Annotated in this window: 19 protein-coding genes, 1 pseudogene and 2 riboswitches; of the genes and pseudogenes, 7 read left to right on the top strand and 13 right to left on the bottom strand. The window is 38.6% G+C overall.

Features of this window, described 5'->3' with window-relative positions:
* Positions 1-23: 23 nt before the first annotated feature.
* The 5 genes and pseudogenes from A7A78_RS10110 to A7A78_RS10090 form a co-directional block, all read right to left on the bottom strand.
* Positions 24-965 carry a pyridoxal-phosphate dependent enzyme gene (locus A7A78_RS10110; RefSeq protein WP_068762336.1) on the bottom strand — a complete coding sequence of 314 codons (942 nt, stop codon included), beginning with the start codon at positions 963-965 and terminating at the stop codon, positions 24-26.
* Positions 962-1975 (bottom strand): homocysteine S-methyltransferase family protein, encoded by a 1014-nt coding sequence (locus tag A7A78_RS10105; protein WP_068762335.1) that lies wholly within the window; start codon positions 1973-1975, stop codon positions 962-964. The genes A7A78_RS10110 and A7A78_RS10105 overlap by 4 nt, the downstream gene beginning before the upstream one ends.
* Positions 1976-2131: 156 nt before the next feature.
* Positions 2132-2247, bottom strand: a riboswitch (SAM riboswitch).
* A gap of 177 nt (positions 2248-2424) precedes the next feature.
* A complete protein-coding gene (locus tag A7A78_RS10100; protein WP_068762334.1) occupies positions 2425-2847 on the bottom strand; it encodes an OsmC family protein in 423 nt (140 codons plus the stop codon).
* A gap of 64 nt (positions 2848-2911) precedes the next feature.
* Positions 2912-4084 (bottom strand): annotated as a pseudogene (locus tag A7A78_RS10095) (homoserine dehydrogenase family protein); the annotation flags it as partial.
* The gene (locus A7A78_RS10090) at positions 4066-5235 is read right to left on the bottom strand and encodes a trans-sulfuration enzyme family protein (RefSeq protein ID WP_068762332.1); all 1170 of its coding nucleotides are present in this window, start codon (positions 5233-5235) and stop codon (positions 4066-4068) included. The gene A7A78_RS10090 and the pseudogene A7A78_RS10095, both read right to left, overlap by 19 nt.
* Before the next feature lie 127 nt (positions 5236-5362).
* Positions 5363-5481, bottom strand: a riboswitch (SAM riboswitch).
* Positions 5482-5725: 244 nt separating this feature from the next.
* Between A7A78_RS10090 and metK the strand changes: the two genes are divergently transcribed.
* Positions 5726-6979, top strand: a complete 1254-nt coding sequence (gene metK / locus A7A78_RS10080) for a methionine adenosyltransferase (protein WP_068762330.1) — start codon at positions 5726-5728, stop codon at positions 6977-6979.
* Positions 6980-7101: 122 nt separating this feature from the next.
* On the opposite strand, the gene A7A78_RS10075 is transcribed toward metK, so the two are convergent.
* From A7A78_RS10075 to A7A78_RS10050, 5 genes are all read right to left on the bottom strand, one after another.
* A complete protein-coding gene (locus A7A78_RS10075) occupies positions 7102-8652 on the bottom strand; it encodes a M20/M25/M40 family metallo-hydrolase (RefSeq protein ID WP_068762329.1) in 1551 nt (516 codons plus the stop codon).
* Between the two features lie 78 nt (positions 8653-8730).
* Positions 8731-9378, bottom strand: coding sequence for a response regulator (locus tag A7A78_RS10070; RefSeq protein ID WP_068762328.1), 648 nt, complete (start codon positions 9376-9378; stop codon positions 8731-8733).
* A 112-nt stretch (positions 9379-9490) separates the two neighbouring features.
* Entirely contained in the window at positions 9491-11266 is a 1776-nt protein-coding gene (locus A7A78_RS10065) for a tetratricopeptide repeat-containing sensor histidine kinase (protein WP_068762327.1), read from the bottom strand.
* Positions 11267-11657: 391 nt separating this feature from the next.
* A complete protein-coding gene (locus A7A78_RS10055) occupies positions 11658-11918 on the bottom strand; it encodes a hypothetical protein (RefSeq protein ID WP_068762325.1) in 261 nt (86 codons plus the stop codon).
* A 21-nt stretch (positions 11919-11939) separates the two neighbouring features.
* Positions 11940-12665, bottom strand: a complete 726-nt coding sequence (locus A7A78_RS10050; protein ID WP_068762324.1) for a DUF6498-containing protein — start codon at positions 12663-12665, stop codon at positions 11940-11942.
* Between the two features lie 147 nt (positions 12666-12812).
* Between A7A78_RS10050 and A7A78_RS10045 the strand changes: the two genes are divergently transcribed.
* Entirely contained in the window at positions 12813-13001 is a 189-nt protein-coding gene (locus A7A78_RS10045) for a hypothetical protein (RefSeq protein WP_068762323.1), read from the top strand.
* Between the two features lie 25 nt (positions 13002-13026).
* Here the strand turns inward: A7A78_RS10045 and A7A78_RS10040 are convergent, their stop codons facing one another.
* The 3 genes from A7A78_RS10040 to alaS all read right to left on the bottom strand — a co-directional run bounded on the left by A7A78_RS10040 (position 13027) and on the right by alaS (position 17414).
* On the bottom strand, positions 13027-13545 hold the full coding sequence (locus A7A78_RS10040) for a Riean_0653 family protein (protein WP_068762322.1): 519 nt from the start codon (positions 13543-13545) through the stop codon (positions 13027-13029).
* A 220-nt stretch (positions 13546-13765) separates the two neighbouring features.
* Positions 13766-14722 carry a GSCFA domain-containing protein gene (locus tag A7A78_RS10035; protein WP_068762321.1) on the bottom strand — a complete coding sequence of 319 codons (957 nt, stop codon included), beginning with the start codon at positions 14720-14722 and terminating at the stop codon, positions 13766-13768.
* A gap of 79 nt (positions 14723-14801) precedes the next feature.
* Complete coding sequence (gene alaS, locus A7A78_RS10030) at positions 14802-17414, bottom strand: alanine--tRNA ligase (protein ID WP_068762320.1); 2613 nt, start codon at positions 17412-17414, stop codon at positions 14802-14804.
* Between the two features lie 123 nt (positions 17415-17537).
* Between alaS and A7A78_RS10025 the strand changes: the two genes are divergently transcribed.
* The 5 genes from A7A78_RS10025 to A7A78_RS10005 are packed head-to-tail and all read left to right on the top strand — an operon-like array spanning position 17538 to position 20823.
* The gene (locus tag A7A78_RS10025; protein WP_068762319.1) at positions 17538-18515 is read left to right on the top strand and encodes a M23 family metallopeptidase; all 978 of its coding nucleotides are present in this window, start codon (positions 17538-17540) and stop codon (positions 18513-18515) included.
* Between the two features lie 49 nt (positions 18516-18564).
* Positions 18565-18894: a MerR family transcriptional regulator gene (locus A7A78_RS10020; protein WP_068762318.1), complete on the top strand. Its 330-nt coding sequence runs from the start codon at positions 18565-18567 to the stop codon at positions 18892-18894.
* Between the two features lie 13 nt (positions 18895-18907).
* The gene (locus A7A78_RS10015) at positions 18908-19516 is read left to right on the top strand and encodes a LemA family protein (protein ID WP_068762317.1); all 609 of its coding nucleotides are present in this window, start codon (positions 18908-18910) and stop codon (positions 19514-19516) included.
* A gap of 1 nt (position 19517) precedes the next feature.
* On the top strand, positions 19518-19979 hold the full coding sequence (locus tag A7A78_RS10010; RefSeq protein ID WP_068762316.1) for a TPM domain-containing protein: 462 nt from the start codon (positions 19518-19520) through the stop codon (positions 19977-19979).
* A 46-nt stretch (positions 19980-20025) separates the two neighbouring features.
* Positions 20026-20823 carry a TPM domain-containing protein gene (locus tag A7A78_RS10005; protein WP_068762315.1) on the top strand — a complete coding sequence of 266 codons (798 nt, stop codon included), beginning with the start codon at positions 20026-20028 and terminating at the stop codon, positions 20821-20823.
* The last annotated feature ends 22 nt before the right edge of the window (positions 20824-20845 follow it).

Genomic DNA, 20845 nt, shown 5'->3' with positions numbered 1-20845 from the left:
AAGGCGCAGAGAACGCAGAGTTTTTAGAACTGAAGATTTTTCAGATCAACGTTTCCCCCAGAAATAATAATTCCAACTTTTTTATTTATAAACCGTTCTTTTTCGCGAAGCAAAGCTGCAAAAGCAACTGCGCTGCTAGGCTCCACAACAATTTTCATTCGTTCCCAAATGAGTTTCATTGCTGAAATGATTTCGGTTTCTTCAACACGAATTATTTCTGAAACCAATTCTTTTATTATTGGAAAATTGACATCGCCGAGGAATGTTTTCAATCCGTCCGCAATTGTATTTGTGGTTTCATTGAATTCTATTTTTCCGCTTTTCAGACTTCGAAAAGCATCGTCAACTTCAAAAGGTTCGCCGCCGATTGTTTTGCAATTTTCACCGAAATATTTTACCGAAAGTGAAGTGCCGGCAATTAATCCGCCGCCACCAACGGGTGTAAAAACATATTCGAGATCGGGATGCGTTTGCAGTAATTCCGCTGCGGAAGTCGCATTGCCAAGAATTACATTTCTGTCGTTTGAAGGATGGATAAATGTGGCGCCGGTTTCTTTTTGAATCCGTTCCGCTTCAGCTTCACGAGCAATTGGCGTTGATTCTGATTCTGTTATAATTCCGCCATAACCTTTTACTGCTTCCTTTTTAACTTGCGGTGCATTTTCTGGCATAACGATGTACGCTTTTACGCCCAGATTCTTCGCCGCCAATGAAAGTGCCTGCGCAAAATTTCCAGAGGAATGCGTTACTACTCCCTCTTTTTTCTGAGCTTCGGAAAGTTGCAGAATTGCATTTGTTGCACCCCGCATTTTGAAAGCGCCCATTTTTTGAAAATTCTCACATTTGAAGAAAATCTCAGCACCGGAAAGTTCATTTAAATAGGAAGATTTTAAAACTGGTGTGTTGTGAACATACGGTTTTACTCGCCTACACGCTTCTTCAACTTCTTGTTTCGTTGGAATCATACAGCAAGGTTTTCAGATTGAAAAATGGGTCGCGGTTTATATTTTGAAGCAATTTCAGCAATGGCTTTAATGTGCTCTGGCGTTGTCCCGCAACAGCCCCCGATGATGTTTACCAATTGTTTATCGAGATATTCTTTTATCTGCGAAGCCATTTGCTGCGGACTTTCATCGTATTTGCCGAACGCATTTGGCAACCCTGCATTTGGATAGGCGCTCACGGCAAGATTGGTACGGCTTGCAATCACTTCAAGATGGGGAGTGAGTTGTTTGGCGCCCAAAGCACAATTGAAACCTACGCTCAACAGTGGAATGTGCGAAATTGAAATCAAGAATGCCTCTGCCGTTTGACCGGAAAGCGTTCTTCCGGAAGCGTCAGTAATTGTGCCGCTAATCATTATTGGAATGTCGAGATTCCGTTCTTCTTTAATTTCATCGATTGCGAAAAGTGCTGCTTTTGCATTCAACGTATCAAAAATGGTTTCGACCAAAAGCAAATCCACGCCGCCATCAATTAAGGCTTCGCATTGTTGCTTGTAGGCAACGCGCAATTCTTCAAAAGAAATTGCCCGAAAACCGGGATCGTTTACGTCCGGACTCATGCTTGCGGTTTTGTTTGTCGGACCAATAGCTCCTGCTACAAAACGGGGTTTGTTTGACTCTTTTGCGGTGAATTCATCTGCTACTTTTTTAGCAATTTTTGCGGATTCGTAATTCAATTCATAAACCAAATCCTGCATGTCGTAATCGGCCATTGCTATGGTAGTGCTGGAAAAGGTGTTGGTTTCAACAATATCTGCTCCCGCGGCGAAATATTTTGAATGGATTTCAGCAATGGCTTGTGGTTGGGTTATAGAAAGTAAATCGTTATTCCCTTGTACCGATTTATGAAAATCCTTAAACCGTTCGCCACGGAAACCTTCTTCCGAAAATTTATAGCGCTGCAGCATTGTGCCCATTGCACCGTCAAGGATAAGGATTCGGTTTTGTAATGCTTGTTGTATTTTATTCATTTCCTAATTTTTAATTGAAGTTCAAATTTGCGTGAGGGATTGTAGCGGAAATCCTTTTTTTGAGGCACGAAAAAAAGATTGCAGCGGAAAGGCCGACCCGAAGGGGCACGCCATAAAAAAATTATATCAAGAAAAGGTGAAGGAAAAACCTATTTGTTGTTATCTATTCCGCTCCCGAAGTCTCGGGACGGATAGAATGTAGCACCTTCATTCTGGCGAAAGGGTTGCTAAGGCGTCAAAGGGTCTATTCCCTCGGCCTTTCTTGATAACTTTTAACTATGAATATGAACTGATACAAAGTAACATCATAAAGTTGGGAATACAAAATTTCTTTTGGCTATACTGAATGACAAAAGACCGCTTCGCTAAATGACGAAAGAACGAAAAGGAATTGATCCTTGTCTTTTTGTCATTTTGTCTTTTCGTCCTTTTGTCTTTTCAAACATACCTCATTTTATCTCTTTTCCATTAAGTACAATGCTGTAAGTGATTTTCACCGAAGCTTCCAGCGTTATAGAAACCGAACAATATTTTTCAAAACTAAGTTGCGCTGCGCGGATGGCTTTTGCTTCGTCAATTTTGCCTCCCAAATACAGCGTTACGTGCATTGATTCAAAGGGTTTTGCGTCGCGCACTTCCTTTCGCTGGCCTTCCACTTCCATTTTATAGGAAGTGATTTCCTGCCGCTGTTTTTTTAGAATCATCACCACATCTATCGCGCTGCAACCGCCAACGCCCATCAACAAAAGTTCCATCGGACTTGCGCCTTTTGAAGGTTCGTCGGTTTTATTGTCGATTAAAACTGGAACTCCCGAAGCGCTTTTTGCTTCAAAAAGATAGTTGTCGTTTATTCTGTTTAGTGAAACTTTCATTAAATTAATTTTAGTCTTTTATCTTTCAGCGAAGCGGTCTTGAGTCTTGAGTCTTGTGTCCTTTTCAATCTTTATCGCTTATCCGCAAAATATCCCCAAAAACCCCACGAGCCGTAACTGCGGCTCCCGCCCCCGCGCCTTGAATAACGATCGGGTTGTCGCCATAACTTTCGGTGTAAATTTCAAAAATGGAATCACTTCCTTTAAGAGCGCCCAACATACTATTCTTGGGAACTGAAGTTAAATTTACGGTTAAAATTGCACCCGTTTCTTTTGACAAATCGCCGTGTAAATCTGCTACGTAACGAAAAACACAATCTTTCGGTCGGTTTTTCTTTTTGATTTGAAACGGTACGTCCAATTCCTGCAAACGGTCTAAAAATTCTCCTTTTGAAACGTTGCGTAAATCCTTTGGAATTAAATTTTGAATTGAAATATCTTCAAATTCGTTGTGCAAATCCAATTCACGGGCCAAGATAAGCAATTTCCGTCCAACGTCGTTTCCGCAAAGGTCTTCGCGTGGGTCGGGTTCTGTAAAACCTTTGTCAATTGCCGATTTTAAAACTGAACTGAACGTTCTATCTTCTTCCGAAAAAGTATTGAAAATATAACTCAACGAACCAGAAAACACGCCGCGAATTCGTGTAATATTTTCGCCCGAAAGATGCAAAAGCTTGATTGTATCAATCAACGGTAATCCAGCGCCCACATTCGTTTCATATAAATACTGACGTTTTTTGGAAGTCAGTTTTTGGCGAAGTTCTTTGTAAAAATTCAAATCCAACGTATTGGCGATTTTGTTTGAGGAAACCAAATGGAAACCGTTTTCCACAAAAGCCGAATAATTTTGAACGAAGTTTGAATCTGCTGTATTATCAACTAAAATCAGGTTTTGTAGGTTGTTGGTTTTTGCGAAGGAAATTACCTCTTCGGGATTATAACTTTTTCCCGATTCAATTTTTTCTTCAATCCAGTTTTTGTTCAATCCATTTTGCCGAAGTAAGACCGTTTTTGAATTTGCGATTGCAAAAATATTTAGGTCTAAATCGCGTCTTCGGGAGATTTCTTCTTTTGATGAAATGATTTGATCCACCAAATGGCTTCCCACATTTCCGTGGCCGAAAATGGCGATGTTTATCTTTTTCTTTTTAATCTTTTCCAGATTTATCAATTGTTCCAAAGGAATTTCAACTGTTGCTGCGCTCATCTTTTTTTTGTTTAATAGGTTAAAATTTCTTTAGATTTTTCAATGGTTTTAAATGCCTTGGAAAGATCGTTTAACAAATCGTCAGCATCTTCAATTCCGCAGGAAAGTCGAATGAGTGAATCGTTAATTCCAGCATTCAAACGAATTTCACGCGGAATGGAAGCGTGCGTCATTTGCGCGGGATGGCAAAGCAAACTTTTAACGCCACCAAGGCTTTCCGCCAATTTGAAATATTCTGTGTTGGTTACGAATTTTACGGCAGCTTCCTGTGTGTCATTTTTTAAACTGAAGGAAACAATCCCTCCAAACAAACCATTTTGCTGCTTTTTGGCGATTTCGTGGTTTTTATGGGTTTTTAAACCTGGGTAATGTACTTTTTCAACCGCATCTTGGTTTTCCAAAAACAACGCAACTTTCAGCGCGTTTTCGCATTGCTTTTTATAACGAATATCAAGTGTTTCAATTCCGCGAATGGTTAAAAAACAATCCCACGGACCTAAAATTCCGCCGGAAGCATTTTGAACAAATTTTATTTTTTCTGAAAGTTCCTGCGTGTTTGTAATCACCAAACCTGCAACCAAATCAGAATGGCCGCCGATGTATTTGGTACCGCTGTGAATTACAATATCTGCACCCAAATCAATTGGTTTTTGGGCAATTGGTGACGCAAAAGTGTTGTCGACAACCAATAGCGCATTTACACTTTTCGCAACTTTTGAAATGGCTTCGATATCTGAAATTTTCAAAGTTGGGTTGGTTGGCGATTCAATCCAAACCAGTTTTGTTTTTTTTGAAACTGCGTTTGCAATGTTTTCAACTTCTGTGGCATCAACGTAGTTTATTTTTATGCCAAGTTTTTCGTAAACATGGGTAAAAAGTCTGTACGCTCCGCCGTAAATATCGTCAACCGCGACTATTTCGTCTCCTACAGAAAGCAATTTCAAAACTGAATCAATCGCTGCCAAACCTGTGGCGAAGGCAAAACCGGAATGTCCATTTTCAAGTTGAGCAACTACGTCTTCCAACACTTTGCGGGTTGGGTTGTTGCTTCGGGCGTAATCAAAACCTTTGTTAACGCCCGGCGCTTCTTGGATAAAGGTTGAAGTTTGGTAAACCGGAACGGAAATAGCCCCAGTTAACGGATCACTTGGAATGGAATGGATAATTTTTGTTGCACTCATTTTTCTAATTTTTTTGAGTTAATAAATAGATTAAACCAAAAGTCAAAATGCGCCTTGCGACGTACTTCAATAGAAAAATGTTAAAAAGAATGAAAGCAAATTTTTCAGAATCGAAAAAATTGTCTTGTCGTTATCTATCGTCAATTCTTAAAATTCAGAATCGTTGTAGAATGTAGCACCTTCTTTCCGGAGAAAGGGTTGCTAAGGCGTCATAGGGTCTATTCCCTCGGCCTTTCTTGATAACATTTCAATAAAGTTTTGAACTTTGTGAGGGCAAATATAGCGTCAGAAAAATTTAATAACCAAATTTTTCGCCAAAAAACTTTAAATAAAATTGCGGTTCATTTAATTTTTTTACTTTTGCGCAAGACAAATTAAGAGGAAAGATTTGACTGATTGCAACCTCAATAAAAAATGCTAAAGGCAGTGAAAACTTCCCTTCGGCGCTCTCGTCAAATCTTCTGAAAAATATAATTTTTAAAACCATTTTATGGCCTATTTATTTACTTCGGAAAGTGTTTCCGAAGGACACCCAGACAAAGTTGCGGATCAAATCAGCGATGCGCTTTTAGATAATTTTTTAGCTTTTGACCCAGAGTCAAAAGTGGCTTGCGAAACTTTAGTTACCACCGGACAAGTTGTTTTGGCTGGCGAAGTGAAGAGCAATACTTACCTTGATGTACAAACTATTGCTCGCGATGTGATAAACAAAATTGGTTACACCAAAGGCGCTTATAAATTTAGCGGAGATAGCTGCGGGGTTATCTCTTTAATTCACGAACAGTCGCAAGATATCAACCAAGGTGTGGACCGTGAAAACAAAGAAGAACAAGGCGCTGGTGACCAAGGGATGATGTTCGGTTATGCTACCAAAGAAACCGAAAACTATATGCCATTGGCATTGGATATTTCACATAAAATTTTGATTGAATTGGCTGCGCTTCGCCGTGAAGAAAACGAAATAAAATATTTGCGCCCCGATGCGAAAAGCCAGGTAACTATTGAATATAGCGACGATAATGTTCCACAGAAAATTGTTGCAATTGTTGTATCCACACAGCACGATGACTTTGACGAAGACGAAAAAATGCTTTCGAAAATCAAAAAGGATATCACGGAAATTTTGATTCCAAGAGTGAAAAAATTGCTTCCAGAATATGTTCAAAAATTGTTTAATGATGATATCGTTTATCATATAAATCCAACCGGAAAATTTGTAATCGGTGGGCCTCACGGCGATACTGGATTAACGGGAAGAAAAATTATCGTTGACACTTACGGCGGAAAAGGCGCCCACGGCGGTGGTGCTTTCAGTGGAAAAGACCCGAGTAAAGTTGATAGAAGTGCTGCATATGCATCGCGACATATTGCGAAAAACCTTGTTGCTGCTGGTGTTGCCGATGAAGTTTTAATTCAGGTTAGCTATGCAATTGGAGTTGTGGAACCAACTTCTATTTTGGTGAATACTTACAACTCATCAAACGTAAAAATTTCCGATGGCGACATAGCAAAAAAGGTTTCAGAAATATTCAATATGCGCCCTGCTGCTATTGAAAAAAGGTTGAAATTGAGAAACCCAATTTATTCCGAAACCGCTTCTTACGGGCATATGGGCCGTGAGCCAAAAACCATTACCAAAACTTTTGAAAGTCCTTATAATGGACAAATTACAAAAGAAGTTGAACTTTTCACTTGGGAAAAATTGGACTATGTTGATAAGGTGAAGGAAGCATTCAACTTGTAAAACACAAATTACAAGCACCAAATTCCAAATAAATCCCAAAATTCAAATCCCAAATTCCAAAGAATACACTTGGAATTTGGGATTTGTTATTTGGTGCTTTTGAGATTTGTTGCTTTTACGGTTTACATTCCTCCTTTTCTTTCGGGAACTCTTGGCGTGGGCCAGGTTTGACGTTCTCCTGTTTTATCATCAATAGGCAAAATAACTTGCTCTCGCGAAGTTTTTGAATCATCTTCAGAAGCCATATAGGCTAAAATTGCTGTTAGAATCACATTGCTTTGCACATCGTCAAAAACAATTTTATCGTAGGTGTCCCGGTTTGTGTGCCAAGTGTAATTCCAGTAATTCCAGCTAAGCGAACTTAAACTGAAAGCCGGAGCTCCTGCCGCAACAAAGCTTGCATTGTCCGAACCGCCCCGTGCTGGCCAACCTGGAAAAGTGGTTTCAATATTTTTGCGAATAGTGTCGGGAACTGCACGTAACCAGCGCGACATATAATCATACGATTGTAAAAAACCTGCACCGTTAATACTTGTGACTCTTCCAGTTCCATTATCTTGGTTGAAAACTGCTTGAATATTACTGACAATTTCGGGATGATCTGCAACAAATGATGAAGAACCATTTAAACCCTGCTCCTCGCTTCCCCAATGGCCTACCAAAATGGTTCGTTTTGGATTGGGATATACTTTTTTCAGAATTCGCATGGCTTCCATCATAACCAAAGTTCCGGTTCCGTTATCGGTTGCGCCTGTTCCGCCGTCCCACGAATCAAAATGTGCGGAAAGTATAACATATTCCTCGGGTTTTTCAGTTCCTTTTATTTCTGCGATGGTGTTGAAAGTTGGCACTCTTCCCAAATCTTTCGACTCTGCAACTACGTGGATTTTCGGTTTATCGCCGTGTTCTACCATTCTGTAAAGCATAGTGTAATCTTCCAGTTCAATATCTACGGAAGGGATTTTTTTAGTACGGGCTCCAAAAATTTTATTCACTCCAAAACCTTTGGACCAATAGGAATCGACAATTCCAATTGCGCCAGCTTTTTCCAACGCAGGTATAATGCTTCGTCTATCATAACCGCTTCGCTTTATGTTTTCGTCCCACGCTTTCGTCTGTTCTTCTCTTTCAGTTTTCATCTTTTCAAAAGATTCGGGTGTTGCAAATTCTTTCCAGTTTTCGTCGGGACGGCCCGTAGGTTGCTTCATTGCTACCATTACAAATTTCCCTTTCACATTCGGCAACCATTTTTTGAATGAAATTGAATCTTTTATTTCAGGAAGTACAATCAATTCCGCAGTTACACCTTTTGATGAAGTTCCGGGATTCCACGCTAATTGGGTTCCATCTAAAGTCTGCACCCGTGGATAAACCATATCAATATGCGTTATGCCGCGCTCCCAGCCTTTCCATTCGCCCCATTGTTGGTTCTCAGCGGAAATACCCCAAGACTTGTATTTTGCTACAGCCCAATCGTGAGCTTGTTGCATTTGTGGAGTTCCAACCAATCGCGGACCAATATCGTCCAGCAATTCGTGGCCGAGAATTTCGAGTTGTGAATTTTCATAAGCCTCTTTTTGAATGTTCTCAATTACAGGGTTTTTTTCCTGCGAAAACACTGAAAAGGTTGAAAATAAAAAAAGGGATAGTGTAAAGAAGAATAGTTTTTTCATAGTAATAGGTTAATCTTCTGAAGTATTTTTCAGAAATAAAAAACATAAAACTACAACTATTTTCAGAAAGGAAAAATCTTAAATAATATTGTGATTCCTTGCCTTTTGAACGGCTTCAATCTTGCTGTGCACCTGCAATTTTTTGTAGATGTTTTCAATGTGTTTTCTAACGGTGCTGGGCGAAAGGAAAAGATGATCTGCAATTACTGTATAGCTCAAACCTTTGCTTAGCTGTTCCAAAACCTCAACTTCCCGTGTGGAAAGTGATATTTCTTCTTGATCGCGCGGGTTTTGGATATCTATAGGATTTCTGAGCAATTTCAAGGTTTTCATCGCAATGGAAGGATTCATCGCCGCACCGCCATTCAAGGTTTCCAAAATCCCTTCGTATAAATCTTTTGGATTGATTTCTTTCAGCAAATAACCGTCAGCACCAGCTTTTATCGCATTGAAAATATGCTCGTCATTGTCAAAAGCGGTGAGCATAATTATTTTGATGTGCGGGTATTTCTGCTTAACTATTTGGGTTGTTTCAATACCGTTTAAAACTGGCATTTCAATATCCATCAAAATTAAATCGAGGTTGTGATTTTCTTGCAGTTTTGTGAGAAGTTCGCTCCCGTTCAAGGAAGTATGCTTTACGGAAACATCTTCAAAAAAGGAAAGTTTTTCCTTTATGGCGTTTATAAGAAAAGTGTTGTCGTCAACAATTGCAATTTTAAGCATCTTTGGTACGGTTAGTTGTTTTAAAGATACTAAAAATACCTTTTATGAATTATTGAAAAAATAGGGCAATTGACGTATAAATAAAAAAGTGAAGACAGTATGCTTGTCCTCACTATTTTGGAAAATTTAAAACCACTTTTGTCCCCTTACCCATTTTTGAAACAAATTTAATGTTTCCTCCAATCTCTCTGGAACGCTTTTTCATATTGTTCAATCCATTGCCAAGTTCCGTGCTGTCTTGGTCAAAGCCGATTCCGGTATCTGTGATTTCAACTGTGTATTTGTTTTCTTTTTCTGAAATATTTACTTCAATTTCATCTGCTGACGCATATTTTAAAGCGTTGTTTACGGCCTCTTGAATAATCCTGTAAATATTCATTCCTTCCACCGAAGAAAAAATATGTGTTTCATCAACATTTTCATCAATGTTAAACGAAAAATCAGTTTTTTCGGAAGCGTTTTTTGCGTGTTCAATAAAGTTTGCAATACGGGATTGCAGATCTTCAAAGGTTATATTTTCCTTGTTCATCGCCCAAATGGTATCGCGCAATTCATAGATTGTCTGTTGCGTAAAGCTACTGATACCGATAAGTTTATTACCCAATTTTTCGCTTATATCCGTAAAACCATACTTTAAATTATCGATACTGGAAATAATGAAAGTAAGCTGCGCACCAATGTTGTCGTGCAAATCCCGTGAAATTCTTAAACGTTGTTCCTGTAATTTGTTTTGGGTTTCAATTTTTGCCAAAGCAGAGGTCAATTCGGTTTCTTTTTGAAGTTGTCGATTCTTCATTTTTTGCTGATTGTAAAGCAAGTAACCCAATAGTCCCAAAATCAAAGCAAGACCCAAACTACCAAAAATAAAAGTGTTTTTTCGGCGGACTTCCAAATCCTTTTCCGCAAGTTGGGCGCGTTGTTCCAGAATTTCGTTTTGCTTCTTTTCGGTTTCAAACTCAATATTGAGCGCAGCAATACTTTCCTGCACTTTTATACTGTGAACGCTGTCTTTAATTGCTGAATATTGCTCAAAATAATACAATGCTGAATCTGTATTGTTCAGTTTTTTGAATATATCTGAAAGCATTTTATAGTTGTACTGCGTAAGATTTCGATATTGCTTTTTAAGCGAAATGGGCAATGATTTATGCATAAATGGAATTGCGTCGTTCCATTTTTTTTCGGCCATAAAAACCTCGCCCAATTGTGTGTAATTCTCAGCAATTCCCAAAGAATCTGCCCAAACCAATCGTTGCTGAAGTGATTTATTGAAATATTCCCTCGATTTTGAAAAATTTTCCTGCAAGCCATAAGCTCCTGCCATATTACTCCAACTGTAGGGAATGCCTATAGTGTCGTTAATTTTTATTTTAATTTCCAACCCTCTATTAAAATAATATAGCGCACTGTCCAACTCATTGTTTATTTCTTTTAAAACCCCGTAATTGTTGTAAATATCTTTAAGCAGCTCTTCAAGTTTATTGGCTTCTGCAACTGCTTTTCCCTTTTGCATATAATAAAGTGCATTCTTTAAATCGCGATATTTCATGCTATAGCCCAAACCTGCATAATAGCCTGCAATTTTGTCCGTCTGCTTCAGCTTTTCATAAATAGTTATAGCCTCAATTGTGCTTTTTGTGCTTTCTTCATATTTGCCCTGATAACTATAAACCAATCCCAATTGCGAATACCCATCCGCAACTCCCAGTTCATAAGAAATCTTTTCGGCTGCTTTTATATTTTTCTGAAAGAGTGCAACAATGGAGTCTTGCGGAATATTGAGCCCTTGAACATAAAGTTTATTTATGGAATCTATTTGTTGCTTATTCTGCGAATAAATAGTGGCCGAGCCCAGCAAAACACAAAAAAGAAGTAAAAATCTCACCATATTTTACAGAATAATTTCTGGTTGCACTACAAGCACTTCTGTTAAATTGTGCTTTAAAAAACTATACTCCTGCAATCCAGAATTTCTAAATTTTATTTGATTGCCATTTAAAAAAATAGCGTGCTCCAATCTATCAATTTTTGACGAATGTGCATTCTTAATGGCTCTATTTTTAGTATAAAAATAAAATATTAGCACAAAAATAATGGCAAGTACTATTAAAAGTATGATTAATGGCAAATACATAAAGGTATGCTAGATTTAAACTTTAAAGATAGGTTTCTTTCTAAATTTTTAATATAGGGCAAATGCCCTATTTGATTGGGTGATATTTGTATTTTTAAAAAAAATGTAAGCCTATAAGACAGTTGTTTTATTGTTTGCAAAAAAATTAATTCTTCAACAATAAAATAATTAATGTTACAAATGCCACTACCACCGATGTGGCTATCAAAACGTAATTTACTTTTGAAAACAAGTTGCCCGGCATAGCTTTATTGGCAGACTTACAAAGAAAAAAAGCTGCGATAAGGCTTGGGAAAGCAATAAAAAGGTTGACATAATACGCCCAAAGCCAAGATGTTAAAAGTGCAATTATTCCAAAAAACAATGCTAAGGAATTATACAAAAGTGCTTTTGTTTGATTTTTCATAGAGATTTATTTTTCATAAAATCACTCACTATATTCCTGTAGTTGCTTTTTAATTTCTGGATATTGTTCGGGAGTCTTTGCAAGTTTTTTCGAAAGAATTTCCAAGGTTGCACTGTCCTTTTTTATAGAGAACATTATTAAATCCACAAAAAGCCTAAAGAGTATCAAAAGCACCGCTGCTATCATTCCGCTATTAAAAAGCATGTAAAAGAAAAAAGCCAGAATAACCACAAACTGCTGAATGAAAATACGCACATAGGGTTTCATTAAAATACCGTCCGGCGTATATTCCCTATATTTTTCGTTTCGCCAAAAATTGGTGTAGAAATAAGTCAGATTATTTACAATTATAGAAGCCAAAATAATCGGCATCCCTGCACTACCAAGAATAAATGTGTAATTATGAATTAAGTGGAACCCATCTTCTAAACCAGGAATACTGCTTTCAAAAAGCGAAAAAGCAAAAACAGATTGAATGGCCACAAACATTCCATAATGGAAGCAAAAGAAAATCATCAACGGAATGCCCGTAAGCTGTTTCTTGGGATCTGTGGATTTATTTCCGTATTTACCTACCAACCATAATTTCAATAAATGAATTACACCAATAATGATAGTTTCCAAAAAATAGGCAAACACAATGGTAAGTGGGTCTGCCATATGCAATGCCAAAAGCAAGAAAAGAAAAAGCGCGTTAGCCCATAAAATAGCATTGCTTTTGGTTGGCATCAGGATTGCATTCCACATAGTCTATATTTTATTTCAGTAGTTGGAGGCTTAAAAATAAAAACCCCATAGTTGAACATGGGGTTTCAGAACTGCAAACGCCCCTCAACTCGTTTGCATTTGAAAAATAATCTGGTTAGTAGATCACTTTAAATTTCCTATACAAAGATGCTTTTTAACAAAGGTGCAAACAATACGGCAATTGCCGTATTGTTGAAATTTCAGGTTTCAAATTCTAAAACTAAAGTGATGCCAAAACTTCTCAACCCATCGACTTCTCAACTCATCGACTTCATAAAAAAAACCGGAAGAAAAACTTGCGTTTCACCCCCGGCCCACGTAAAAACCTCAACATAGAGATTTTCTTAAGTGCGTGTGGCTATTAAAAATTTAAATCGAAAGAACCGTCCGTAATATTTTTTATTGACTGATCCCCGTTTACGTTTTTAGCCATAAAGTTGAATGTACCTTTGATTTTAGTATCTGTTTTTTCAGAAATTTTTACTTCCCCAACTACCCCACTACCTTGATAAGGAGCAGACCAAGTTTGTGAATTTTGTGGATTGTTCACATTTGCCTCTACATAAGTAGCGGTTACAAATACATTTGAATCGCTGAACTCATAAGTACCTGTACCATCATAATTATTGATGATAATAAAGATTCCTTTTCCAGAAGCATCAGAACCTTGAAGTGTAATTGTAGTACTTCCGCCACCTGTAGACTGGCTAGCAGTTGAAGCTATATCAAGTGAGGTAAAATTATTACCGTTCACTTTGGCAACAACAGTTCCAGAACCAGCACTTCCGCCTCCGCCGCCATCATCATCTTTTTTACAAGAAGTTAAACTTACGGCAACAACTGCCATTAATACTAAAATTGATTTTTTAAAAGTTTTCATACTATTTGGGTTTAGTGTTCCGCTCTTGGCGAATACGTGATTAATTGTTGAAGCAAAATTGCCCTAAAACCAAAAGGCAGACAATACGGCAATTGACGTATTCTTTTCTGAAAATTTATTTTGGTGCGCAACAATTAAGGGTTTGATGCGTACCAACTATCAATTTAGTGCGTACCAATCAACAAATTGATGCGCACCAATTTAAGTTTCGGCAACAATCTTAAAATATAATGTGTGGGTAATGTTGTTTAAGCGAAGTTATTTTTTGCTGGAGTTTTTCAGAAAATTGTAGATGTTCCTTGCTTTGCGGGTTGAAAGGTCTGTGAAGCAAACCATTTTGAATGGACACAATTTCTTTCTGTAGCGTTTCTGTTTCCGAACCAATCCACACTTCAGAAAATTTCTGCCAAATAATTTCGATAGCGGTTTTGTTTGGGTGAAGTAAATCCTCGGCGTAAAAGCGGTAATCACGAAGTTCGTCCATCAATATTTCAAACGACGGAAAATAATAATAACTTCTCGACTGCGCTCGAAGTGACAAAGATTGGTGAATTGCCGAAAGTAAATAAGCTTTACTGAGCGAATTTTCTACAAAACCATCTTTAATATGCCGCACGGGCGAAACGGTGTTTATAATTGTCGCGGCTGGGTTTATTTCTGAAATTCGACTAAAAATATTTTGAAGGCTTTTCGAAATGGTTTCAATGGAAAGCAATTCCTTTTGAAAATTTTGCTGCGGAAGTTTATGGCAATTGGCTACAATTTCATTGGTTTCAGTTTTTCTATAAACCCACGAAGTGCCAAAAGTGATAATGATATGTGTTGAAGAAAATAAAGCTTCCCGTAAATTTTGAAGTGCTGAATTTAGATTTCTTAAAAATTCACTTTTATTCGGAGCTGAAAGCTCGGAATGTACTTCAAAACATTTCCAAATTCCATTATGCTCAAAGATGTTTTCTTCTGAAAAAGGGTTGTTTTCAATCGCCCGTACAACTAATCTTTCAATTGAAACTGGATTGAAAATAACCCCAAACGGATTCTGTAAATTCTGAAATTTAAAGTATTCAAACTTCGCCCCAATATTTTCCGAAAAACAACTTCCCAACAAAAGTATTTTTGAGGAATAATCTATTTGATTTTCTTCGGGTTTTAGCGGTATTTCGGTTTGGAGTTTCATTATTATCGGCGAAAACCTCTGCGAACTTTGCGTCTTTGCGGTAAAATTTACACCGCAGAGGCGCAGAGAACGCGAAGCATTACTTTAAAAATTCTTTTGCTTTTTCCAAAGCTTCGTCAATTCCGGCAGCATTCTTTCCTCCCGCAGTTGCAAAGAAAGACTGTCCGCCGCCACCGCCTTGAATGTATTTTCCAAGTTCGCGAATAATCTTTCCTGCATCAAGGTTTTTTTCACTGGCCAATTCTTTTGAAATATAGCAAGCAAGCAACACTTTTCCGTCGTGTTCAGCACCAAAAACCACAAAGAGATTTTCAGTTTCGCCGCCCATTTCAAAAGCCAAATCCTTCATTCCGCCTGCATCTAAATCTATTTTTTTAGCAAGGAAATTCACCCCGTTTATTTGCGCAATTTCAGCTTTTAATTCGCCTTTTAGATTCTTCGCTTTATCCTTTAACAATTGCTGAATTTGTTTTTGCAAGGCACTGTTTTCTTCCTGCAAACTTTCCACAGCTTTTACGGGGTCTTGTGCATTGTTCAATGCTTTTTGAAGCGATGCGAACGATTCACTTCTATCAATAAAATACTGTTTTGCAGCATCTCCAGTAATTGCTTCAATCCTTCTAATTCCAGATGCAACCGCCCCTTCGGAAGTGATTATAAAATGCCAAATATCATTCGTATTCGGCACGTGCGTTCCGCCGCAAAGCTCCATCGATTTTCCAAATTTTATCGCGCGAACGGCATCGCCATATTTTTCACCGAAAAGCGCAATGGCGCCCTCGTCTATGGCTTGTTGATAGGGAATATTTCTTCGCTCTTCCAAAGCGATTCCTTCGCGGATTCTTGCATTCACAAAATCTTCAACTTGTTTCAACTCCTCATCACTCACTTTTGCGAAATGTGAAAAGTCAAAACGCAAATTTCTGCTGTGAACCATACTTCCTTTTTGCGCCACGTGTTCGCCAAGAATATTGCGCAAACCTTGGTGGAGCAAATGCGTTGCTGTGTGATTTGAAGCTGTTCTGCTTCGTTGTTTTTCATCAACCACCGCTTTAAAAGTAGTTTCAGGATTTCGCGGAAGTGTCTTTGTAAAATGGATTATTAAATTGTTCTCCTTTTTGGTGTCAACAATATAAGTAACGCCGCCATCGGCTGCTTCCAAATAGCCTTTATCGCCCACTTGGCCTCCACCTTCGGGATAAAAAGGGGTTAGGTTGAAAACGAGTTGGTACATTTCGCCTTCCTTTTTGCTGTCCACTTTTCGATAACGTGTAATTTTTACTTGGGTTTCCAAGGTATCATAACCTACAAATTCCTCTACATCATCTTTTTCCAAAACAACCCAATCGCCCGTTTCCACTTTTGTTGCGGCGCGGGAACGATCTTTTTGCTGCTGAAGTTCTGCATCAAATTCCTTTTCATTTAAGGAATAACCGCGTTCGCGAAGAATCAATGCCGTTAAATCTATCGGGAAACCGAAAGTATCGTACAATTCAAATGCTTTTTTACCAGAAATTTCTTTGGAATCAGCAGTTTCAATAACGTTTTCAAGCAACACCAAACCTTGGTCCAGCGTTCGTAAAAAAGAATTTTCCTCTTCGCGGATAACGTTTGTAATTAAGTTCTTTTCAGTAATAAGCTCTGGAAAGGCATCGCCCATTTGCGCGCTCAACGTTTCAATCAATTTATAAATAAAAGGTTCTTTTTTGTCCAAAAACGTAAATCCGTAGCGGATTGCCCTTCTCAATATTCTTCGGATCACGTAACCAGCTCCCGTATTGCTCGGAAGTTGTCCATCTGCAATTGAAAACGCAACCGCACGAACGTGGTCTGCAATTACTCGCGTTGCTATGTCCTTCTTTTCGTCTTTTCCGTAGTTCGTATTTGTAATCGCTCCAATTTCACGAATTAACGGCGTGAAAACATCGGTGTCATAATTGCTCTGTTTGTTCTGCAAAACCATACACAAACGCTCAAAACCCATTCCCGTATCAACGTGCTGCGCAGGTAATTTTTCAAGACTGCCGTTGGCTTTTCGGTTGAACTGCATAAAAACCAAGTTCCAGATTTCCACTACTTGCGGATGGTCGTTATTCACCAAATCCTTTCCTGGAATTTTCTCCTTTTCTTCCGCAGAACGAATATCTACGTGTATTTCGCTACACGGCCCGCAGGGACCTTGGTCGCCCATTTCCCAAAAATTGTCTTTTTTGTTTCCATTCAGAATTCGGTCTTCGGGAACAAATTGTTTCCAAAGATCGTAGGCTTCGGTATCGCGCTCCAAACCTTCACTTTCATCGCCTTCAAAAATGGTTACGTACAGTATATCTTTATCAATTTTATAAACTTCGGTCAAAAGTTCCCACGCCCATTCAATTGCTTCTTTTTTGAAATAATCTCCAAAACTCCAATTCCCCAACATTTCGAACATGGTGTGGTGATAAGTATCCATTCCCACTTCTTCAAGATCATTGTGTTTTCCGCTTACGCGAAGACATTTTTGGGTATCGGCGATTCGGTTGCTTTTTGGTTTCCCATTTCCTAGGAAATATTCCTTAAACGGAGCCATCCCGCTATTGGTAAACATCAGCGTTGGATCGTTTTTTACAACCATTGGCGCAGATGGAACAATGAGGTGCTGTTTGGACTTGAAAAATTCTAAAAATTTGGAACGGGTTTCCTTCGAGTTCATTTCTTATAAAATTATGCTAAAATTAAGGGTTGGGCGCAGTGATAAACAATTTATATATTTGTAAAAACGTTACCTTTACTTCGCGCGAACAAGCAACGCGCAAAAATAGCAATTTTTTAACGCATGTCTAAGGTTAAATATTACTACGATAGCGAAACGCTTTCGTACCGAAAAATAGAAAAGAAAAAAGGCCGAAAAATAAAGATTTTCGCTTTAAGTCTTTTAGGCATGTTTCTTAGTGGCTTTCTGTTGCTTTTGGTCTATATAAACCTACCATCAGTTCAAACCCCTAAGGAATTGTCATTACAGCGTGAATTGAACAATATGCAGCTTCAGTTTGAGCTTCTGAACAAAAAAATAGAGCAAGCACAGGCAGTACTTGCTGAAGTTGAGGATAGGGACAACAACCTGTACCGTGTATATTTTGAAAGCAACCCAATTCCAGACGAACAGCGAAAAGCAGGTTTTGGAGGTATAAACCGTTACAAGGATTTGGAAGGTTTTGACAATTCAAAATTAATTATAAACACAACCCGCAATTTGGATATTTTGACGAAACAGATTGTTGTACAGTCAAAATCTCTGGACGAAATAGCGAAACTTGCAGAGGAAAAAGAGAAACTTTTGGAAGCCATTCCTGCAATCCAGCCAGTAAAAAACGAAGATTTAACGCGAATGGCATCGGGTTATGGTTACCGCACAGATCCATTTACAAAAGCTCGGAAATTTCACTACGGAATGGATTTTACCGCACCACGCGGAACGCCAGTTTATGCAACAGGAGACGGCAAAGTTACTCGTGCCGATAATACCGCAACAGGCTACGGAAACCACGTTGTAATTGATCACGGTTATGGCTATGAAAGTCTTTACGGGCATTTGTATAAATACAATGTGCGGGCTGGACAAAAAGTAAAACGTGGTGATATTATAGGTTTTGTTGGAAGCACAGGAAGAAGTGAAGCTCCGCATTGCCACTACGAAGTTTTTAAGGATGGCGAACGCATAAACCCGATAAATTTCTATTACGGAAGTTTAACGGCTGAAGAATTTGCTGATATTTTGAGAAAAGCACAGGAAGAGAACCAATCTTTAGACTAAAATTCCAAATTCCAAAGAAAAGAAAACTCATAACTCATAACTAAAATTAATGCACATAGACCTACCCGAAAGATTATATTACAACATTGGCGAAGTAGCCGAAGCTTTCGGTGTGAACACTTCACTTATACGTTTTTGGGAAAAGGAATTTGATGCATTAAAACCGAAAAAAAACGCAAAAGGCAACAGAAAATTCACGCCGCAGGATATAAAAAATCTTGAACTCATCTATCATTTGGTGAAAGAACGCGGATTTACATTGGAAGGCGCAAAAATCCATTTAAAGGAAAACAAACAAAAAACACTTGACCAATTTGAGATTATCCGCAAATTGGAATCAGTAAAAGCAGAACTTATAAAAATTAAAGAACAACTCTAAAAACAACCTCATCATGAAAAAATGGTTACCCATTATTATTATTCTTGGCATTATTCTCCTTATTGGCGCCTATATGGCGAGTTTAAACAATAAACTTGTAGTACTGGACCAAAACGCAACGGCACAATGGGCAAATGTTGAAAGCTCCTACCAACGTCGTGCAGATCTTATTCCTAATATCGTCAGCACCGCAAAAGGATATGCTGAATTTGAACAATCAACATTAATTGCCGTTACCGAGGCCAGAAGTAAAGCAACATCTGTAACTATTGACCCTTCAAACATTACTCCGGAGCAACTTGCACAGTATCAAGAAGCGCAAGCAGGCGTTACCTCTGCCCTTTCACGTTTATTGGCAGTTTTTGAAAGATACCCAGATTTAAAGGCGAATGAAAATTTCAAGGAATTGATAAACGAACTGGAACGTACCGAAAACCGCATCAACGTGGAGCGCAATAGATTTAATGACACTGCTCGTGAGTTCAATACTAAAGTAAATCAATTCCCAACAAAACTTTTTGCTGGCATATTGGGCTTCCATGAAAAAGCTTATTTCAAAGCAGATGCAGGAACTGAAAAAGCGCCACAAGTGAATTTTGATGACTTAGGAAAAGATAACTAGAATGTCTAAAGTTGAAGATTTTCTTACTTCGGAAGAAGAAGCCGCTATTGTTGAAGCCATTCGCATTGCTGAAAAAAACACCTCGGGAGAGATCCGGGTTCATTTGGAACCTAGTTCAATTTCTGCGGAAGAACCCAACGAACACATTGACGCCTTTGACCGTGCCGCGGAAGTATTTGATATGCTGAATATGGACAACACGGCAGAGCGTAACGGCGTTCTTATCTATGTTGCCGTTAACGATCGCACCCTTGTAATTATGGGTGACAAAGGTATCAACGATATTGTAGGGCAGAATTTTTGGGAAAGCACCAAAGACATCATCATAAACAATTTTAAAAATGGGGATATGAAACAAGGTTTGGTGGAAGGAATCTTAAAGGCAGGCGAACAGTTGAAAAAACATTTTCCTCATCAAAAAGATGACAAAAATGAATTGCCGGATGATATTTCGGTGGGATAATTTTTAATATTTCAGTCGGCAAATCAGTTGGCAGTAAACACCTTCAATGAAACATTTTCTTCAGAAATATAAAATTCTATTTGTTTTAATTGCCATTGCATTTTTATCTGAAAATGTTTTGGCACAATATGAAATTCCTCCAAAACCTTCCGTTCAGACTTCACTTTACGATTATATAAATCTGCTTACACCGTCACAAAAAACTGCATTAGAAAATAAGCTGATTCGCTATGCAGATTCTACTAGCACGCAAATTGTTTGCATCATTATTGGTTCTACAAACGGCGAAGACATTTCCATGCTCGGTGCCGAATGGGGCCAAAAATGGGGAATCGGGCAAAAAGGGGAAGACAACGGAATTGTAATCACGCTTGCAAAAGACGACCGCAAAGTTGATATAAATACAGGTTACGGCATTGAATACCGAATCACCGATTTAATGTCTGAACGTATCATAAACCGAATTATGATTCCTGAATTTAAAGCAGAAAATTATTACGAAGGTCTTGATAAAGGTAGCGATGCAATTTTTGCAGCGCTGAAAGGGGAGTTTAAGGAAGATCGTGATTTTGGGAAGAAAAACGGAACCCCCATCCCCTTTTTTATAATCTTCGTATTTATCATTATTATTTTAGCTCTTATACGTAAAGGCGGTCGCGGTGGTAAAGGTGGCGGCGGAGGAAGTTTGCTTGATATTATTGTGCTCAGTAGCCTTGGTCGTGGCGGTTTTGGCGGCGGAGGAGGCAGCTTTGGCGGTGGCGGAAGTTTCGGTGGCGGAGGCGGCTTTGGCGGCGGTTTCGGAGGCGGTGGCTTTGGCGGCGGTGGTGCTAGTGGTGGCTGGTAGTTCAGTATTCAGTAAATTTCTG

Source organism: Aequorivita soesokkakensis, from assembly GCF_001641085.1.
In the GTDB taxonomy this organism is placed as follows: Bacteria; Bacteroidota; Bacteroidia; order Flavobacteriales; family Flavobacteriaceae; genus Aequorivita; species Aequorivita soesokkakensis.
The sequence above is the reverse complement of the archived record's forward strand: the minus strand, read 5'-3'. Positions and strand labels throughout refer to the sequence as shown.

Bases quoted from the DNA above. Each gene is read 5' to 3' on its own strand.
- A7A78_RS10065 (WP_068762327.1), bottom strand. From the start codon at position 11,266: ATGGTGAGATTTTTACTTCTTTTTTGTGTTTTGCTGGGCTCGGCCACT.
- A7A78_RS10050 (WP_068762324.1), bottom strand. From the start codon at position 12,665: ATGTGGAATGCAATCCTGATGCCAACCAAAAGCAATGCTATTTTATGG.
- A7A78_RS10025 (WP_068762319.1), top strand. From the start codon at position 17,538: ATGTCTAAGGTTAAATATTACTACGATAGCGAAACGCTTTCGTACCGA.
- alaS (WP_068762320.1), bottom strand. From the start codon at position 17,414: ATGAACTCGAAGGAAACCCGTTCCAAATTTTTAGAATTTTTCAAGTCC.
- A7A78_RS10020 (WP_068762318.1), top strand. From the start codon at position 18,565: ATGCACATAGACCTACCCGAAAGATTATATTACAACATTGGCGAAGTA.
- A7A78_RS10070 (WP_068762328.1), bottom strand. From the start codon at position 9,378: ATGCTTAAAATTGCAATTGTTGACGACAACACTTTTCTTATAAACGCC.
- A7A78_RS10040 (WP_068762322.1), bottom strand. From the start codon at position 13,545: ATGAAAACTTTTAAAAAATCAATTTTAGTATTAATGGCAGTTGTTGCC.
- A7A78_RS10005 (WP_068762315.1), top strand. From the start codon at position 20,026: ATGAAACATTTTCTTCAGAAATATAAAATTCTATTTGTTTTAATTGCC.
- metK (WP_068762330.1), top strand. From the start codon at position 5,726: ATGGCCTATTTATTTACTTCGGAAAGTGTTTCCGAAGGACACCCAGAC.
- A7A78_RS10090 (WP_068762332.1), bottom strand. From the start codon at position 5,235: ATGAGTGCAACAAAAATTATCCATTCCATTCCAAGTGATCCGTTAACT.
- A7A78_RS10100 (WP_068762334.1), bottom strand. From the start codon at position 2,847: ATGAAAGTTTCACTAAACAGAATAAACGACAACTATCTTTTTGAAGCA.
- A7A78_RS10010 (WP_068762316.1), top strand. From the start codon at position 19,518: ATGTCTAAAGTTGAAGATTTTCTTACTTCGGAAGAAGAAGCCGCTATT.
- A7A78_RS10075 (WP_068762329.1), bottom strand. From the start codon at position 8,652: ATGAAAAAACTATTCTTCTTTACACTATCCCTTTTTTTATTTTCAACC.
- A7A78_RS10110 (WP_068762336.1), bottom strand. From the start codon at position 965: ATGATTCCAACGAAACAAGAAGTTGAAGAAGCGTGTAGGCGAGTAAAA.
- A7A78_RS10045 (WP_068762323.1), top strand. From the start codon at position 12,813: ATGCTTTTTAACAAAGGTGCAAACAATACGGCAATTGCCGTATTGTTG.
- A7A78_RS10015 (WP_068762317.1), top strand. From the start codon at position 18,908: ATGAAAAAATGGTTACCCATTATTATTATTCTTGGCATTATTCTCCTT.
- A7A78_RS10055 (WP_068762325.1), bottom strand. From the start codon at position 11,918: ATGAAAAATCAAACAAAAGCACTTTTGTATAATTCCTTAGCATTGTTT.
- A7A78_RS10035 (WP_068762321.1), bottom strand. From the start codon at position 14,722: ATGAAACTCCAAACCGAAATACCGCTAAAACCCGAAGAAAATCAAATA.
- A7A78_RS10105 (WP_068762335.1), bottom strand. From the start codon at position 1,975: ATGAATAAAATACAACAAGCATTACAAAACCGAATCCTTATCCTTGAC.